A 14,849-nucleotide genomic window follows, 5' to 3' on the forward strand; every position below is an offset into this window, starting at 1 on the left:
GGCAACGTTTGGATCGCACTTCAGGGTTGGGTCTCAGGAGACCTCGCAAGAGTTGCGGAGTTGCAATTACTTGCGGAGTTTCCGTTACGACCTGGTGACTTCTCGGGTTCCAATGTTCTGAGCAAACCGGACGCCTACGGGGCGCCTTCGAGCTCGCGCAGCCGGTCCACCAGGGCCTGCATTCGCTGGTGGTGCGTGCCGGCCCAGTAGACGCGCTGGCAGTCCGGACACTGCTGGAAGCGCGAGTGCCGCTCCGCCACGCGCTCGGGGATGCGGCCGGCCACCTCGGACGGCTCGGCGGAGGTCAGCGCGGCGTTGCAGGCGACGCAGCGTGAGAAGGGATGCATGCGGGACGTCAGCCCGTAGCGGCGCACCACCTCAATCAGCTGCTCCGCCGGGTCCGTCGAGCGGGGGAAGTAGCCACGCAGGACTTCGCCGCGCTTGAGCACTCCGATGTCGCGCGAGAGGAGGACTCGGTCCTCGTCATGTGAGAGCCGCGCGAGCGTGTCGTCCGCGAAGTCGTTGCGCCACAGGGCGTCGAAGCCCAGCATCCGCAAGAACCCCACGAGCCGTCCCAGCCCCACGTCGAGCACGAAGCGGGGCGTGTCCTGGAGCGGAGGCCCCACCCGGACGCCGGGCGCCTCGTCCATGGACGCGGGGTAGACCTCTACGCTCGAGCCCGGCTGCACCCGGTGCGTGAAGTCCACGGCCTCTCCATCCACGCGCACCACGTCCACTTCGGGGTGGGGCGGACCCAGGGACTCGATGAGGTCCTTCACCGACGGGCGGCCTTGCAGCGCGTGGCGGAACGCCTGATGCCGGTGCTCGGGGGACAGGAAGTCGTTCAGTGCGCCATGGAAGCGCATCGTCACCTGGGCCTTCGGCTGTTCCATGTCCACCCTCCGGCCCGCGGTGTCGCGGCCCTCCGTGCTTCACGGGGATGTTTCTGCGACTGCCGTGCCGGGTCCGCCAGACTTCCCGTGAGGGTTTGGGGGGACTGCGTAGATAAAATCGTGCAGCCGTGCCATAAGTCACAGAGTTGTCACATCGAGGGTTTCTATACTCCCGCCGCCGTCCGCACCTGGGTGTCGCCGGCGATTTCCCCCCTCTCGACTCCAGAGTCCGACAGCATGAAGAAGACGCTCACCTCTCTCCTGTGCGCGGCGGTTTCGCTCACAATTCTTTCCCTGGCGTGTGGTGAGGGCAACCCGCCTCAGGTGCCGCAACCGCTGGAGGACGGAGGGGTTCTCTGGACGGAGTGCAGCCCCGAGGGCGCGAGGGAAGACTGCTCGCAGGACGAATCCTGCATCTTCGTCGCGTCCCATGACCGCCACCTGTGCGTCCGGGCCTGTGATCCGCAGACCGCGTGCGAGCACCCGGATGCGATCTGCTGCCCCTCGTCCGGAGACAGTGCCGAGGGCGGCCACTGCGTGCCGAGCAACGCGTGCGTGCCGACCGACGCGGGCGTGGACGGCGGCTCGAACGAGGAGACGGACGGCGGCGCCCTGGATGATGGCGGCACGACCACCGATGACGGCGGCACCCAGGAAGAAGACGCGGGCGTGGACCCGGAGCCGGATGCTGGCACCGAGCCGGACGCGGGCGTGGACCCGGAGCCGGATGCTGGCACCGAGCCCGACGCGGGCACGGATGCCGGTACGGACGCGGGGACCGACGCGGGCACGGATGCCGGTACGGACGCGGGCACGGATGCCGGCACCGACGCGGGCACGGACGCGGGCCACACCCCCATCCGGGTGATGGCGTCCAACCTCAGCAGTGGCAACTACCAGTCCTACGACCCGGGGCACGGCATCCGTCTCATCAAGGGCGTGGACCCGGACATCGTGCTGATGCAGGAGTTCAACTACGGGAACAACTCGGCGTCGGAACTCCGCTCGCTGGTGGACCAGATCGCGCCGGGTTTCCACTACTCCCGTGAGACGGGCGCGCAGATTCCCAATGGCGTCATCAGCCGCTGGCCCATCATCGAGTCCGGCCAGTGGCCCGACCCGCGCGTGTCCAACCGGGACTTCGCCTGGGCGCGCATCGACATCCCCGGTCCCCGCGACCTCTGGGCGGTGAGTGTGCACCTGCTCACGTCCAGCTCCAGCAACCGCAACGCGGAGGCGCAGGCCATCGTCAATCAGGTCCGCTCGCAGGTTCCCGAGGACGACTACCTCGTCATCGGCGGCGACCTGAACACGGACAGCTTCAGCGAGGCCTGCTTCGCCACCTTCCGGCAGGTCGTGACGACGGCGGGTCCGCACCCGGCGGACCACAACGGCAGCACGGGCACCAACCGCAACCGCAACAAGCCCTACGACCAGGTTCTGGTGGACCAGGACCTGCGCCAGTACCAGCAGGCGACCGTCATCGGCTCCAGCACCTTCCCCAACGGGCTGGTGCTCGACAGCCGCACCTACCGGCCGCTGTCGGAGATTTCCCCGGTGCAGTCCGGCGACAGCAGCGCCTCCAACATGCAGCACATGGGCGTGGTGAAGGACTTCCTCGTCCCCAACTTCTGAGGGGACGCCCTTTCTGGCGGGTTCGCGGCGGCCATCCTGGGCCGCCGCGGGCCTCGGCTCAGAAGCTCCACTTGTGCTTGTTCCGCTCGATGAAGCGCGCCACGGGAGGAATCCGGGCGATGAGCGGCGTGAGCACGAACACCGCGGCCAGTCGCAGCGGCTTCACCACCTGCGACGCCGCGTAGGCCGCCGCCCAGCTACCCGCCTTTTCGCCGGTGCTGCTGGGCTGGAAGCCGAACTCGATGGCGGCGTAGAAGCCCACGACCACCAGGCCGAAGATGACGTAGTTCACCACCAGCGCCAGCGGCCCGTATTCGAGCATCAGGTTCTTGAAGCGGGCCATCAGCGAGGGCTTCGCTGGCTTGGCCGCGGCCTCGGTGGGTGGGGGCGTGTCGGAGACTGAAGGATTCACGTCGGGCTCAACAGGCGGCATGGTGACACCATGCCCCAAACCCGTGCTGGCCGGGAAATGGAGCGAGCGGACAAGGAAGGGGCGGGTGGGCACTCTTCGTTGTCAGGACTCCGGGGAGCGGGATAGAGGAGGGCGCGCGACATGAAAGTCTCCCATCGATTCGTCCTCCTCGTGATTGTCGCGGTGCTCGCCGCAGACCAGGTGACCAAGTACCTGGCTGTCTCTCGGCTGACGGATGCCCTGGATGGGCGGGAAGGCCTGGCGCGGGTGACGGGCTTCGTCACCGAGCAGAACCTGGACAACCGCCCGCCGCCCGAGGATGGGTCGTACCGGGTGTTGCGGCCCTATCGCTTCATCGAGGACTACTGGCACTTCCGCTACGTGGAGAACCCGGGCGCGGCCTGGGGCATCTTCGGCGACATGCCCGAGGGCGTGCGGCGCCTCTTCTTCCTCGTGGTGAGCCTGGTGGCCATGGGCTTCATCTTCGTGATGTACCGGCGCACGCCCATGGAGCAGCGGCTGGCCCGGGTGTCCCTGGCGCTGGTGACGGGCGGAGCGCTGGGCAACTTCGTGGACCGGTTGCTGCGGGGCTACGTCATCGACTTCATCGACTGGCACTGGCGCAACCAGCCGGGGATGCGCTGGCCGACCTTCAACGTGGCGGACGTGGCCATCAGCGTGGGCGTGGCCCTCTTGCTGCTGGACTCGCTGCGGACGGCGAAAACCCCCAATCCGTGACGGGCGGGCGGCGGCTGGTGTAAGTCCCGGCCCGTGCCGCGCAAATACATCATCCTCCTCGCCGTCACCCTTGGCGTCATCGTGCTCGACCAGTGGACGAAGTACCTCGTCGTCCGCGAGCTGACCACCCAGATGGAAGGCAAGGAGAGCCTGGGCGAGCGCCTGGCCGCGATGTACTCCGAGCCGCCCCCCAAGGGCTTCACGGGGATGCACTATCAGCCCCGGCGGCACATCGAGATTTCGGAGTCGTTCTTCCGCATCCGCTACCTGGAGAACCCGGGTGCCGCGTGGGGCATGTTCCGGAGCATGCCGCCGGAGGCGCGGGGGCCGCTCTTCCACGTGGCCATCATTGGCGCGCTCATCCTCATCACCTTCAACTTCCGCAAGCTGACCGGCACGGACCCGGAAGAGAAGTGGGCGCTGTGGGGGCTGCCGCTGGTGCTGGGCGGCGCGCTGGGCAACTACATCGACCGCGTCGCCCGGGCCTTCGTCATCGACTTCCTTGAGGCCCACTGGTTCGACAAGGCGACCTTCCCGTCCTTCAACGTCGCCGACGCGGCCATCTGCATTGGCGTGGGCATGCTCATCGTCGACTCCTTCGTCCGCAAGGAGAAGCCGGCCCAGGCCCCCACCCAGGCGTAGTCCGCCGAATCGGGCCGAGCAGCCGGGCGGGCCCGGATGCGCGCATGCATGTCGTCCCGCCTGAGCAACGAGGGTAGCCTTCGTTGCCATGCTCCCCGTCCTCGTCCACCTCACCTTCACTTCGCTCTGGTCGCAGCTCCTGCTGTACGCGATGGCCGCGGGCACGGTGGGCTACGTCGTCTTCAACGGCTGGCGCAGCGCCGAGGGTGAGTTGGATGCCCGGACGGGCACGCGAGCGCCAGTGTCCTCGCAAGACAGGCTGCTGCGGGCCGCGGGGTATGGCGTCGTGGGCGCGGTGCTGGCCTGGTTCGCCCTGCAGTACGCGCTGCCGCCCGGGGCCTTTCCGGGCGCCAAGGGCGAGGGCATCCCCGTGCACACCTATGGCCTGCTGCTGGCCCTGGGCTTCACCACCGCGGTGACGGTGGCGGGCCGGCTGGCGCAGGACGAATGGCGCACGCTGGAGCTGAAGGATGGGGCGTGGGTGGACGTGGAGGGGCCGAAGAAGCGCGAGCAGATCATGGACATGACGGTCTGGATTCTGCTCGGCGGTATCGGCGGGAGCCGGCTGCTCTTCGTGCTCGTGAACTGGCAGGACTACGCCCGTGACTGGACGCAGGTGCTCTCCCTGGGCGGAGGGCTCGTCTTCTACGGCGGCTTGATTGGCGCGTCCGTGGCCGCATTCGTGTTCGCGCGGATGTATGGCCTGGACTTCTGGCGCCTCGCCGACGTGTGCATCCCCACCGTGTCGCTGGGCCAGTGCCTGGGCCGCCTGGGGTGCTTCAGCGCGGGGTGTTGCTGGGGGGACGTGGCGCCCGCGCATGCCGCCACCGCGGTGCACTTCCCCGGCAACGGGGTGGCGCAGGACCTCCTGGGCGGGCTCGGCAACACGTCCAGCCTGGCGTATTCGTCCCAGCTCCAGGACACGCGGTACGTCGTGGAGGCTACGGGTGAAATCTTCCACCACGCCGCGCCTGGCGCGGTGCGCATCTCAGACTGGGTGGCGCAGCAGGGCCACACCCTGGGGGTGTACCCCACCCAGCTCTTCGAGTCCGTCGGGCAGTTGGTGCTGTTCGTGGGGCTGCTGTACGCCCGGCGCTACCGCCGCTTCCATGGCCACGTCCTGGCGTTCTGGCTGATGGCCTACGCGGTGCTGCGGAGCACGGTGGAGCTGTTCCGAGGGGACGTGGAGCGCGGCACCCTGCACGGCCTGCTCCAGTCGCTGGGGGCGGGGGAGTTGGCGGCGGCGGTGCCCCTGGAGGCGTGGTACAATGTCTCCACCAGCCAGTTCATCTCCCTGTGCATGTTCACCTTTGGCGCGGTGCTGCTCGCCCAGAAGGGCCGCCGCCGGGAGAGCGAGGCGGCAAGCCTGGGGCCTACCCCCTCGGCTGCGTGAGGTTGAATCGCGCGGGCCTCTTGGGGACACTCTGAGGAGTCATGCCGCCCCCCGACGCCCGACAGTCCGCTTCCAAGAGCTTCGCTGGCAGGTCCACCTCGGCCGACCCCGGCTCCAGCGAGGCCGTCCTCCAGGAGTGCGAAGTCCTGGAGGCGGAGGTCGCCGTCCTCCGCAACCTCTATGAACAGTACTTCCTGGGCTACGAGCGTCAGGCGCCGTCGCGTGCTCACGAAGACCTCAAGAAGCGGATGAACAAGCTGAAGGGCGCGTTCATCCGCAGCACCTCCGCCAAGTTCCGCGTCGCCAGCCTGTACAACAAGTTCCTCACGTACGAACGGCTGTGGGTGCGCACGCTCCAGGAAATCGAAGCGGGCACCTATCGCCGGGATGTCTTCAAGGCGCGCCGCCGCGCGGAGGGCCGGAAGGCCAGCGCGACGGGCGCGGTGGGCCAGAAGGGCGTGGTCGAGCTGCCGGAGGACATCTCCGACATGGACTTCGAGGAGGTGGAGGAGTTGAGCCGCCCCCGTCCCGTCAATGAGCCGCAGGTGGCCACCAGCTATCTCCAGGCCACGGGTGGAACGCCGTCGAAGGGCACGCCCGCGGTCGCGCCGCTGATGCCCGCCATCGCGCCCCTCACGCCCGCGGTGGGAAGCACGCCGCTGCGAGGCACCCCCGCCGTGGCGCCGCTGACGGGCATTCCTTCCGTGGCGCCCGTGGCGGGGACACCGCCGCGCGGCCTGCCCACCGTGACGTCCGCGGTGGCTGGCACGCCCGCCCACGGCACGTCGGTGGCGCCGCCGGGCATGGCGGCGAAGGCACCGGGCGTCGTGGCCAGCACGCCGCCTCCGTCGCGGCCCGTGGCCACCGGCACCGGGAGCATGCCTCCCCCGTCGAAGGCCCCCGGAACGGGCGCGGCCGGCAGCATCCCTCCGTCGTCGCGGCCCGCTTCGATGCCACCTCCCGCCACGGCGGCACGGCCTCCCTCGGCGAGCGGCGGCGGGATGTCGGACGACAAGCTGCGTGCCGTCTACGACGCGTACGTCACCGCGAAGCGCCGCTGCCAGGAGGACACGTCGAAGCTGTCCTACGAGTCGGTGGCGGCCACGTTGCGCAAGCAGGTGCCGGAGCTGCTCAAGCAGCACAACGCGAAGGCGGTGGAGTTCAAGGTCGTCATCAAGGACGGCAAGGCGTCGCTCAAGGCCGTGCCGAAGTAGACGTCACCGGACAGTGCGCGGGCGTCCGCACGTCGTTGGCTGGACGCCGGTGTGCGAGCACCCCCTTCCGCCGCCGACCTGCCCCCCGCGCCGCCAGTGTCGGGAACCGTCGCCTGCTGAAAAAACGACTGCCTCTGCTGCTTGAGCGGGTTGTCGCCCCGGGGGTGCCTCCCTAGCTTGCGTTTCGCGTAAGCGGCCGGTGGGCGGCGCGAGACACTGCGGGAGGCGACGTGGGGATTCGGCGGAGGTGGCTCGGGCTTTCCATGGTGATGGGACTCTCCCTGGGCACGGGGTGCATGTCGCCCTCTCAGGAGGCTCAGGAGCGTCTCGCGGCGCTGGAGGCCGAAGGCGAGGCGATGGACGCGGTGCTCGACTCCGTCGAGGAGCGGCTCCTGGGCAACCAGGCCATGCTCCAGACGTGGCAGGAGCTTGGCCGCCGCCACCAGCAGGTGACGCAGCTGCACTGCGAGACGTCCGACCCGCACATGGTCGCGATGATGAAGCACTACAAGAAGCAGGAGGACCGCGCGCGTCAGCTCAAGCGGCGCGGCAGTGGTGTCGCCTCGGTGGACAAGGCGGTGCTCACCTCCGGCAAGGCGCCGCGCGGCAACAACTGACGGCGGGACATCTCCACCTCGCGGCCACTGCGCAGGCGCGCCACCAGCGTGCCGCTGGGCCCAGCAGGCTCCAGGGACTCGATGAAGTCCAGGTTGATGCGGTGCTGGCGGCTGGAGCGGAAGCAACGCGCCGGGTCCAGCCGCTCCTCCAGAGAGGTCAGCGAGCGCAGTCGCAGCGGCTCGTGCCCATCCAACGTCAGCCGCGCGTAGTTTCCCTCGGAGGTGATGAGCGGAACCTGCGCGAGCTGCACCCGCCAGAAGCGCTCACCATCCTTCACGAACACCCGCTCCAGCGGCGCACCCGGTGTCTGTCCGTGCCGCCGATGCCCGAACCCCCGCGGCCTCAAGAGGGCCCGTCCAATGCCACGGACGCACAGGCGAGCGAGCCCTTCGCGGTGTACCTGGTGCGCAAGCTGCTGGCCGAGCAGGGCTTCGCGCCGGAGATGTTCGCGGAGTCGGAGCTGCGCGTGGCGGTCGCGCAGAAGCACATCCTGGTGCACTTCTTCGCGGGGACGGCGCTGCCGCTCATCCTCCACGAGGAACTGGCCATGGTGCTGATGCGCCAGGGACGTGAGGGCGAGGCGCGCACCTTGATGCAGCCCATCTGCAAACCGGGCGAGGACGGGATGCTGCCGCCGAGCCTCATCGAGCGCGGCCGCTGTCGGCCAGCGCCGTGAAGGGGCTCAGCGTCGTCGCAGAAGCCACGCGCGAGCGGAGCGGTCCATCGCGGCGACGGCGCGGAGGAAGAGGCTGGGGGACATGCGGCGCAGGCGCCAGCCCCAGCGCGCATCCGCCATGGGGACGGTGTAGAGGCTTCGCGCATCCACGGCCTTCAGGAGCCTGTGCGCGACGACCTCCGGGCCCACGCGGGCTTCATCCAGCATCATGCCGGCGAGGGTTCGAAGCGTGTCGTTGGTGTAGTGGCCCGCGCTGGCGATTCGGGTGCGAAAGAAGCTGGGGCACGCCACGGTGACGCCGATGCCGGTGGCCTTCAGTTCGGCGTGGAGTGTTTCGGAGAGCGCGACCACGCCCGCCTTGGACACGTTGTAGGCCGCCAGGTCAGGCACGTACACGAGCCCCGCCGCGGAGGCGATGTTGAGGATGTGGCCGGACCCCTGCCTGCGCATCCGGGGGACGAAGACATGGCAGCCGTGGATGACGCCCCACAGGTTGATGTCCAGCACGCGCTTCCATTCGGAGAGCGACAGCTCGCCCACCGGGCCCGCGCTGACGACGCCCGCGTTGTTGACCAGCAGGTCCACGCCGCCCAGGACCCGCTGCGCGGCGTCGGCCATGGCTTCGACCTGGGCCGGCTCGGTGACGTCACAGACATGGACGTGGGCTTCGCCTCCCGCGCGGGTGACGTGCAGCGCCGTCTCCTCGGCGGAGGTTGCGTTGATGTCGGTGACGAGCACGCGGGCCCGCCTGCGTGCGAGCTCCTCGCAGAGCGCGCGGCCCAGGCCGCTGCCTGCTCCGGTGATGACGGCTCTTGGATGGGATGGAAGGGTCATGGGTGTCGTTGCTGCAATGGCCCAGCATGTCTCCACCGCTGCCTTCGCCGCCATCTCCCCGGCGGCGCCTTGACGCGAGCGCCCAGAACGGCCCTGACACCGGGTGCTCCATGACACACCTGACATCCCTGTCCCAGAATCGAGAACGAGGCTCCTCCGCGGTGCCAATGAGCCAGGCAAGCAAGCGGGGCGTCAGTGACGACGCGGGCGAATCCGGGTAGAACCGCCGCCGTGAGACGCGCCTTGTGCGGAGCGTTCGCCGCCATCGCGGTGGGCCTCTTCGGATGCAACGACTTGGAAGTCTGTGGCTCGACGGCCAGCGACATCACGCGTGATGGCGGGGAGCCCTACCGCTGCGTCACGTCCGAGGACTGCCCGCGCACCTCGCGCGTCAACGTCTGCGTCACCGACGTCTCGCCGGTGGAAGTCTGCGTCCGCTGTCAGGACACGAAGTGCGTCACCGTGACGCCGGAGGCCTGCGACTGATGAAGTCCTTGCGGCTCGCGCTCGCCGTGCTGTCCCTGGCCGCCACGGCGTGCCGGGACAAGCCCGTGGACCATCTCCAGCGGGCCCGTGACGCCACCTACGAGAAGCGGCCCGACGAGGCGCTCGTCGAGTACCGCAAGGCCTTCGACGCGCTTCGCCACGACTCCTCGCCGGAGGCGCTGGTGCTCCGCGCGCGCGCCCTCAAGGGGGCCGCGGATGTCTACTGGCTGGAGCAGCGCAAGGTGAAGGAGGCGGTGGGCGTCTACCGCGAGCTCATCCAGCAGTGCCCCGAGTCGCCGGAGGCGCTCGAGTCCCGCATCATCCTGGCGGACCTGCTGCGCGTGCATTACCGCGACCTGCGCGGCGCTATCGACCAGCTCACCGCGGCCCTCAAGCTCAATCCACCGCAGGGCGCGGAGCTGCACTACCTGGTCACCAAGCTCTACTTCGAGCTGGGCGACTATCAGCAGTGCGAGCTGGAGACCCGCCGTGTCATGGAGCGCTTCCCCACGAGCGCCTACGTGGATGACGCCCTGTACCTCCAGGCCCAGGCCATCGCGATGATGGAGGGCCGCCGCCAGGAGGCCTCCCGCACCTTCGCGGACCTGCGCACGCGCTTCCCGGACTCCGAGCTGGCGCCGCACGCCCTCTTCGAGATGGGCAAGCTGCGCGCCGACGCCGGAGAGAATGAGAAGGCCATCGAGACGTGGGTGGATGCGCTGAAGACGCACCCCGACCCCGCGCTGGTGCAGGACTACATCGCGAGGGCGCGTCGGCGCATCGCCAACACCACGGCCGCGGGCGTGGGGCAGCGCGAGGTGGCCTTCGACCGCGTCCGCCCGGCGCGTACGTCGCTGGAAGCCGTCGGGGGCCGCCCCGAGGAAGCCGCGCACGAGCACGACTGACGCGGGGCGGACACGCCGCCCTACGCCGGGACGTCCAGCGTCGCTTCCAGCAGGTTCGCGGGGCCCGCCCCATCTTCGGAGAGGGCCGCCAGGAGCAGCCGCACGCGCCCCTGTTCCACCCGGGCATCCACGCCCGTCACCGTCATGTGGCCCTCCAGCGCGTCGAGGAACTGCGGCGAGCCATCCGGCGCCAGCACGCCCACGACGGAGCCGCCCACGGTTGCCGTCGGGCCGGTGCTCTCCGCGGTCGCGGTGAAGACCATCCGCCCGCCGGGAAGCGGCGATGCCGCCGTGAAGGACAGCCGCATGCCTCCGGCCTGTCCCAGCTCCCAGCGGCGCGTCATGCGCACCACGTCCGGGCCCAGCGCGCCGGCTTCCAGTCCGCGCAGCACCCGCTCCGCGTCCAGGTCCACCAGTGCGTCGGTGCCGGGCTCGCCGCTGCCGCGCTGGAGCAGCCGCAGCAGTCCGCCCGACATCGCCGCCCCGGCGATACGGAGCGGTCCGAACTCCCGGCTGATTTGGGTGTACAGCGCCGTGACGTCCACCGCCCGGGCGTCTCCCGCCAGGGTGCCGTCCGCGCCCAGGGCGACCAGCGCGCCGCGCTGCCTGCCTGCGGAGAGGCCCGACGGCAGCACCAGCAGCGAACCGTGGGGCGAGCTGCCCTGGGGCGCGAGCAGACATGGCACTTCCAAGTCGGGATGCGACGACTTGAGGGAGACGGGCTCGTCGGGCTGGTGGTTCGCGAAGAGCGCCACGCCATGCCCGGGACTTGCCCCCGACAGGGGGAACGCGGCCAGGTTCAGCGGCTCGTCCGCGACGGTGTAGAGCCAGTCGCCCGCGCGGACCAGTCCGCTCAAGACAGTGACGTGCGCAGGACGTCCTGGAGCGACGGGCGCCTCCAGGTCGAGGGTGCGCCGTGGGGTCAGGTGAAGCATGGCCGTGTCTCCCGCGAAGCCGCGGCCTCACGGGCCCCGGTGCTTCAGAGCAGCGTACCGCGCAGCAGGAGGCTGGCGACGGTGAAGTAGATGAGGACGCCGCTAACGTCCACCAGTGTGGCCACGAAGGGAGCGGAGGCGCTCGCGGGGTCGAAGCCGAACTTTCGCAGCACTAAGGGCAGCATGGAGCCGGCCAGGGTGCCGAACGTCACGACGCCCAGCACGGACAGGGCGACGGTGATGCCCAGCACCAAGGCGTGTTCCCCGTAGACGCCGGAGATGGAGTTCCAGATGAGGATGCGCGCCAGGCCCACCACACCCAGCACCACGCCCAGCACCAGGCCGGAGAGCAGCTCTCGGCGAGCCACGCGCCACCAGTCCCTCAGTCGCATCTCGCCCAGCGCGAGCGAGCGGATGATGAGCGTGGAGGCCTGACTGCCGGAGTTGCCGCCCGAGGAGATGATGAGCGGCACGAAGAGGCTCAGCACCACGGCGGTGGCGATTTCGTCCTCGAAGCTGCTCATCGCGGTGGCGGTGAGCATCTGCCCCAGGAAGAGCACCAGCAGCCAGCCGATGCGCTTCTTCAACATGCCGAAGAAGCCGGTCTCGAAGTAGGGCGCCTCCAGGGCCTCCATACCGCCGGCCTTCTGGATGTCCTCGGTGGCCTCTTCCTGGACGACGTCGACGATGTCGTCCACCGTGACGATGCCCTTCATCCGTTGCTGGACGTCGAGCACGGGCAGGGCCATGAAGCCGTGCTCGGTGAACAGTCGGCTCACGGCCTCCTGGTCGGTGTCTTCCGACACGGTGATGACGTCGCGCTGCATGACGTCCGCCACGCGCTTGTCGCTGGCCGTCTGGAAGAGCTGACGCAGGGACAGCACGCCCAGCAGGTGCTGTTCGGCGTCGAGCACATAGGCGTAGTAGACGGTCTCCACCCGCTCCCGCGCCTGCTTGCGCAGGTAGCTGATGGCCTCGTCGATGGACATGTCCGGCCGCACGCGTGCGAAGCGCGGATTCATCAGACCGCCAGCGTCGTCCTCCGCGTAGGCCAGGAGCACGTTGACTTCGCGGCGGCTGGCGTCGTCGAGCTGCGAGAGGATGGACTCCGCCTGCTCGGGCTCCACCGCTTGTACCAGGTCGGCCAGGTCGTCCGGGGGCAGCAGCCGGACCCAGGTCCGTCGCTCGGCCGGCTGAAGGTGGAGGATGAGCTCCGCCTGCTCACGCGCCGACAACGCCAGGAAGAAGTCGTCCGCCACCGAAGCGGGAAGCAGCCGGAAGCCCTCCAGCCGCTCATCGATGGAGAGCACGGGCCACGCCTCGTGCAGTTCCTCCATGGAGAGCGCGGCGCTCTGGGGGCTTTCCATCATGGGGGCTCACCTCCGGGCGTGTCGGGTGGAGCGCGTGGTGCCGCGGCGCGCCGGCCTCTCTACACCCGGAAGGCCAGGTATCGCGAGAGGCAGGCAGGCGACATTTCGCGCTTTTCCTTCCGTGTGTGCCCCAACCGTCTCGTTATTTCAACGGAGACGCACGCCGTTCGTATACCCGCGTGCCACCGAGACCCTGCCCGCCGCCGGCCTCCCAGTAGAAGCGCGGAGAGAGGGTCCGCAGTCCGGGAGACAGGTCAGCGTTGCCCGGCAGCAGCTCCAGTCCCAGCGGGCCCTGTGACTCGGGTGGCACGGGCACGGCGGAGCCGACGCGTGATTGCCGCCACTGGATGAAGGGGATTGCGAAGCCAGGGCGGAGGGGCGCGCTCACCAGCTCGAGTGGCGCGTCCACCACCAGGGTGCCTCGTTCGGTCAGCGCGCCATCCACCGCGGCCCATCGGTACAACGTCTGTCCTGGCTGCGGCAGGAGCAGTGAGTCCACGCGGGTCCACACCGCGCCGTCCTCGATGCCCGCTGGCACGCCCGGCAGGCGCTGGCACGGCGCCTCCGAGGCGACGAAGGCCCCGTCCGGGCCCAGCCGGAACGTGCACGCGCGGCTGTCGGGGTCCTGCGTCGCCTGGATGACGCTGACCGTGTCGGGGCCCAGACGCACGAGCAGGCCCAGCACCATGTCGACGCCGAAGGGCAGCTGGTTGACCCGTCCCCACGGCGTGGGGGCGGCACCGGTGACGACGCCTTCTGGGGTGAAGGCGAAGCGGTGCAGGCGCTCCGAGTCGAGCACCCACAGCTCATCCGCGGTGGCGAGCCGGCTCTGGATGACCTTCACCGTGTCGCGCTGGTTGAGCAGGAGCGAGCCGGTGAGCTCGAGTTCCGAGCCGGTGTCGACGAAGCGGCGCACCCTGTCCTCGCCCACGACCCAGACGACATTTCCCGCGACGGCCACGTCGGGCATGCCGGAGACGCCGCCGAGTGGCGTCTGGGTTCCGTTCGCCGCGTGCACCGCCACGCCGTCACACAGCCAGGTGCCATGCGTGGTGCGGTCCAGTTGCGTGCAGCGGGGCAGCGGGAGCACCGTCGGACCTCCTCCGGTCCATGCGCGTGACACGTAGGCTCCGAACTGCTGGAGGCTGCCCACCGGTGCGAAGGCGACGCGGACATGGTGGCGTCCGGTGGTCGTCGGGGTGAAGCGGACGGTGGCCGCCTGTCCATTGCCGGTGAGGGACGCCTCTGAGGCCACGGTGTGGTTGTTCGGGTCGAACACCTCCGCCGTGATGCTGTCGGGGACCTGGGAGGTGTCGGGGCCCTCACAGGTGAAGTTCATGCTCGGTTGGACGTGGAGCTCCGCGGGGACCTCCAGCGATAGCAGGGGCGGGCTCTGCCCCATGCCACCTGGAAGAGGGACGAGGCCGCAGTCATCGCCGGTGTCCGCACACCCGGACAGGGACAGCATCGCGGACCATGCGAGCAGGCAGGGAACGGTCTTCATCGAGGGGTGCGCCGCCCGGGTGACCTCGGCCAGGGGGAGGCGGCGCAGGCTCCGGGGCCTTCTTACCCCATCCGTGGGCCGGGCCGGTGACAGGCGTGGCGCCATGTCAGGCCCCGCGCTTCCAGCGCGTCATTTTTCACAGAAAGGAGCGGTGACATGCAGACGACGAACCTGACGAGCCCGATGAATCCCGACACCTTGAACGACACTGTCATCGGCATCGGCGTGCTCGCGCCCGTCGCCCTGCTGCCCGCTCCCGTGCTGCCCGGTCTACCCATTGGCGGTAGATGGCCCGGACTCTGACGCCTTTCGCCCGTCCATCGACGTGGCATGGCAGGCCAGAGGCCGGGCTCCCCAAGGGAACCCGGCCTCTTTCTTTTCCGGGTCGTCGCAGCACATGCGGTCGTGGCCGAGTGGTCAGGCCCCTGGTCGCCATCCAGGTGGACACGGGTTCGAATCCCGTCGACCGCTTTCCGGCAGCCCACCCGGGTTGCCGTCATCGAATAACGCCGCGGTAGCCCAACTGGTAGAGGCGCTGCACTCAGAATGCAGAGGGTGCGGGTTCGAATCCCGCCCGCGGCAAGTTTTCCGAGC

At 69.4% G+C, this 14,849-nt stretch carries 17 protein-coding genes and 2 tRNA genes; 12 read left to right on the forward strand and 7 right to left on the reverse strand.

Annotation, left to right across the window (positions count from 1 at the left end; all coding sequences use genetic code 11):
- Positions 1-134: 134 nt before the first annotated feature.
- Positions 135-893 carry a Mut7-C RNAse domain-containing protein gene (locus OZ403_RS01740; RefSeq protein ID WP_174258607.1) on the reverse strand — a complete coding sequence of 253 codons (759 nt, stop codon included), beginning with the start codon at positions 891-893 and terminating at the stop codon, positions 135-137.
- Positions 894-1,130: 237 nt separating this feature from the next.
- On the opposite strand from OZ403_RS01740, the gene OZ403_RS01745 reads away from it, so the two are divergent.
- On the forward strand, positions 1,131-2,528 hold the full coding sequence (locus OZ403_RS01745; protein ID WP_268783311.1) for an endonuclease/exonuclease/phosphatase family protein: 1,398 nt from the start codon (positions 1,131-1,133) through the stop codon (positions 2,526-2,528).
- 58 nt (positions 2,529-2,586) lie between these two features.
- Here OZ403_RS01745 and OZ403_RS01750 read toward each other — a convergent pair whose 3' ends face one another.
- Complete coding sequence (locus tag OZ403_RS01750) at positions 2,587-2,940, reverse strand: hypothetical protein (protein ID WP_140786800.1); 354 nt, start codon at positions 2,938-2,940, stop codon at positions 2,587-2,589.
- Positions 2,941-3,081: 141 nt separating this feature from the next.
- Here OZ403_RS01750 and lspA (OZ403_RS01755) point away from each other — a divergent pair, with 141 nt between their 5' ends.
- The 5 genes from lspA (OZ403_RS01755) (at position 3,082) to OZ403_RS01775 (ending at position 7,544) form a co-directional block, all read left to right on the forward strand.
- Entirely contained in the window at positions 3,082-3,678 is a 597-nt protein-coding gene (gene lspA / locus OZ403_RS01755; RefSeq protein ID WP_140786801.1) for a signal peptidase II, read from the forward strand.
- A 33-nt stretch (positions 3,679-3,711) separates the two neighbouring features.
- Entirely contained in the window at positions 3,712-4,320 is a 609-nt protein-coding gene (gene lspA, locus OZ403_RS01760) for a signal peptidase II (RefSeq protein WP_140786802.1), read from the forward strand.
- An 88-nt stretch (positions 4,321-4,408) separates the two neighbouring features.
- Positions 4,409-5,713: a prolipoprotein diacylglyceryl transferase gene (locus tag OZ403_RS01765; protein WP_268783312.1), complete on the forward strand. Its 1,305-nt coding sequence runs from the start codon at positions 4,409-4,411 to the stop codon at positions 5,711-5,713.
- Between the two features lie 41 nt (positions 5,714-5,754).
- On the forward strand, positions 5,755-6,927 hold the full coding sequence (locus OZ403_RS01770; protein ID WP_140786804.1) for an MXAN_5187 C-terminal domain-containing protein: 1,173 nt from the start codon (positions 5,755-5,757) through the stop codon (positions 6,925-6,927).
- A gap of 230 nt (positions 6,928-7,157) precedes the next feature.
- The gene (locus OZ403_RS01775; protein ID WP_090486774.1) at positions 7,158-7,544 is read left to right on the forward strand and encodes a hypothetical protein; all 387 of its coding nucleotides are present in this window, start codon (positions 7,158-7,160) and stop codon (positions 7,542-7,544) included.
- On the opposite strand, the gene OZ403_RS01780 is transcribed toward OZ403_RS01775, so the two are convergent.
- Positions 7,460-7,822, reverse strand: coding sequence for a LytTR family DNA-binding domain-containing protein (locus OZ403_RS01780; RefSeq protein ID WP_268783313.1), 363 nt, complete (start codon positions 7,820-7,822; stop codon positions 7,460-7,462). The genes OZ403_RS01775 and OZ403_RS01780 overlap by 85 nt on opposite strands.
- A gap of 45 nt (positions 7,823-7,867) precedes the next feature.
- Here OZ403_RS01780 and OZ403_RS01785 point away from each other — a divergent pair, with 45 nt between their 5' ends.
- Positions 7,868-8,221 carry a hypothetical protein gene (locus OZ403_RS01785; protein ID WP_268783314.1) on the forward strand — a complete coding sequence of 118 codons (354 nt, stop codon included), beginning with the start codon at positions 7,868-7,870 and terminating at the stop codon, positions 8,219-8,221.
- A 6-nt stretch (positions 8,222-8,227) separates the two neighbouring features.
- Here the strand turns inward: OZ403_RS01785 and OZ403_RS01790 are convergent, their stop codons facing one another.
- Positions 8,228-9,055, reverse strand: coding sequence for an SDR family NAD(P)-dependent oxidoreductase (locus OZ403_RS01790; protein ID WP_140786807.1), 828 nt, complete (start codon positions 9,053-9,055; stop codon positions 8,228-8,230).
- Positions 9,056-9,250: 195 nt separating this feature from the next.
- Between OZ403_RS01790 and OZ403_RS01795 the strand changes: the two genes are divergently transcribed.
- Together OZ403_RS01795 and OZ403_RS01800 are read left to right on the forward strand one after the other, a co-directional pair.
- Positions 9,251-9,541 (forward strand): hypothetical protein, encoded by a 291-nt coding sequence (locus tag OZ403_RS01795; RefSeq protein ID WP_140786808.1) that lies wholly within the window; start codon positions 9,251-9,253, stop codon positions 9,539-9,541.
- Positions 9,541-10,446 carry a tetratricopeptide repeat protein gene (locus OZ403_RS01800; protein ID WP_140786809.1) on the forward strand — a complete coding sequence of 302 codons (906 nt, stop codon included), beginning with the start codon at positions 9,541-9,543 and terminating at the stop codon, positions 10,444-10,446. Before OZ403_RS01795 ends, OZ403_RS01800 begins: the two co-directional genes overlap by 1 nt.
- A 20-nt stretch (positions 10,447-10,466) precedes the next feature.
- Here OZ403_RS01800 and OZ403_RS01805 read toward each other — a convergent pair whose 3' ends face one another.
- The 3 genes from OZ403_RS01805 to OZ403_RS01815 all read right to left on the reverse strand — a co-directional run bounded on the left by OZ403_RS01805 (position 10,467) and on the right by OZ403_RS01815 (position 14,255).
- Positions 10,467-11,381, reverse strand: a complete 915-nt coding sequence (locus OZ403_RS01805) for a DUF6929 family protein (protein ID WP_140786810.1) — start codon at positions 11,379-11,381, stop codon at positions 10,467-10,469.
- A gap of 44 nt (positions 11,382-11,425) precedes the next feature.
- Positions 11,426-12,751 carry a magnesium transporter gene (mgtE, locus tag OZ403_RS01810; RefSeq protein ID WP_140786811.1) on the reverse strand — a complete coding sequence of 442 codons (1,326 nt, stop codon included), beginning with the start codon at positions 12,749-12,751 and terminating at the stop codon, positions 11,426-11,428.
- Between the two features lie 142 nt (positions 12,752-12,893).
- On the reverse strand, positions 12,894-14,255 hold the full coding sequence (locus tag OZ403_RS01815) for a PPC domain-containing protein (RefSeq protein ID WP_140873050.1): 1,362 nt from the start codon (positions 14,253-14,255) through the stop codon (positions 12,894-12,896).
- A gap of 156 nt (positions 14,256-14,411) precedes the next feature.
- On the opposite strand from OZ403_RS01815, the gene OZ403_RS01820 reads away from it, so the two are divergent.
- The 3 genes from OZ403_RS01820 (at position 14,412) to OZ403_RS01830 (ending at position 14,837) form a co-directional block, all read left to right on the forward strand.
- Entirely contained in the window at positions 14,412-14,558 is a 147-nt protein-coding gene (locus tag OZ403_RS01820; RefSeq protein WP_011550518.1) for a hypothetical protein, read from the forward strand.
- A gap of 96 nt (positions 14,559-14,654) precedes the next feature.
- Positions 14,655-14,726 (forward strand) — tRNA-Gly (locus OZ403_RS01825).
- 37 nt (positions 14,727-14,763) lie between these two features.
- Positions 14,764-14,837, forward strand: a tRNA-Leu gene (locus OZ403_RS01830).
- The last annotated feature ends 12 nt before the right edge of the window (positions 14,838-14,849 follow it).

The sequence above is a fragment of the Myxococcus sp. NMCA1 genome, assembly GCF_026810205.1.
Classification (GTDB): domain Bacteria; phylum Myxococcota; class Myxococcia; order Myxococcales; family Myxococcaceae; genus Myxococcus; species Myxococcus xanthus_A.

Coding starts and splice junctions, on each gene's coding strand:
- lspA (WP_140786801.1), top strand. CDS start 3,082: ATGAAAGTCTCCCATCGATTCGTCCTCCTCGTGATTGTCGCGGTGCTC.
- OZ403_RS01815 (WP_140873050.1), bottom strand. CDS start 14,255: ATGAAGACCGTTCCCTGCCTGCTCGCATGGTCCGCGATGCTGTCCCTG.
- OZ403_RS01770 (WP_140786804.1), top strand. CDS start 5,755: ATGCCGCCCCCCGACGCCCGACAGTCCGCTTCCAAGAGCTTCGCTGGC.
- OZ403_RS01820 (WP_011550518.1), top strand. CDS start 14,412: ATGCAGACGACGAACCTGACGAGCCCGATGAATCCCGACACCTTGAAC.
- OZ403_RS01740 (WP_174258607.1), bottom strand. CDS start 893: ATGGAACAGCCGAAGGCCCAGGTGACGATGCGCTTCCATGGCGCACTG.
- OZ403_RS01785 (WP_268783314.1), top strand. CDS start 7,868: ATGCCCGAACCCCCGCGGCCTCAAGAGGGCCCGTCCAATGCCACGGAC.
- mgtE (WP_140786811.1), bottom strand. CDS start 12,751: ATGATGGAAAGCCCCCAGAGCGCCGCGCTCTCCATGGAGGAACTGCAC.
- OZ403_RS01800 (WP_140786809.1), top strand. CDS start 9,541: ATGAAGTCCTTGCGGCTCGCGCTCGCCGTGCTGTCCCTGGCCGCCACG.
- OZ403_RS01765 (WP_268783312.1), top strand. CDS start 4,409: ATGCTCCCCGTCCTCGTCCACCTCACCTTCACTTCGCTCTGGTCGCAG.
- OZ403_RS01790 (WP_140786807.1), bottom strand. CDS start 9,055: ATGACCCTTCCATCCCATCCAAGAGCCGTCATCACCGGAGCAGGCAGC.
- OZ403_RS01745 (WP_268783311.1), top strand. CDS start 1,131: ATGAAGAAGACGCTCACCTCTCTCCTGTGCGCGGCGGTTTCGCTCACA.
- OZ403_RS01805 (WP_140786810.1), bottom strand. CDS start 11,381: ATGCTTCACCTGACCCCACGGCGCACCCTCGACCTGGAGGCGCCCGTC.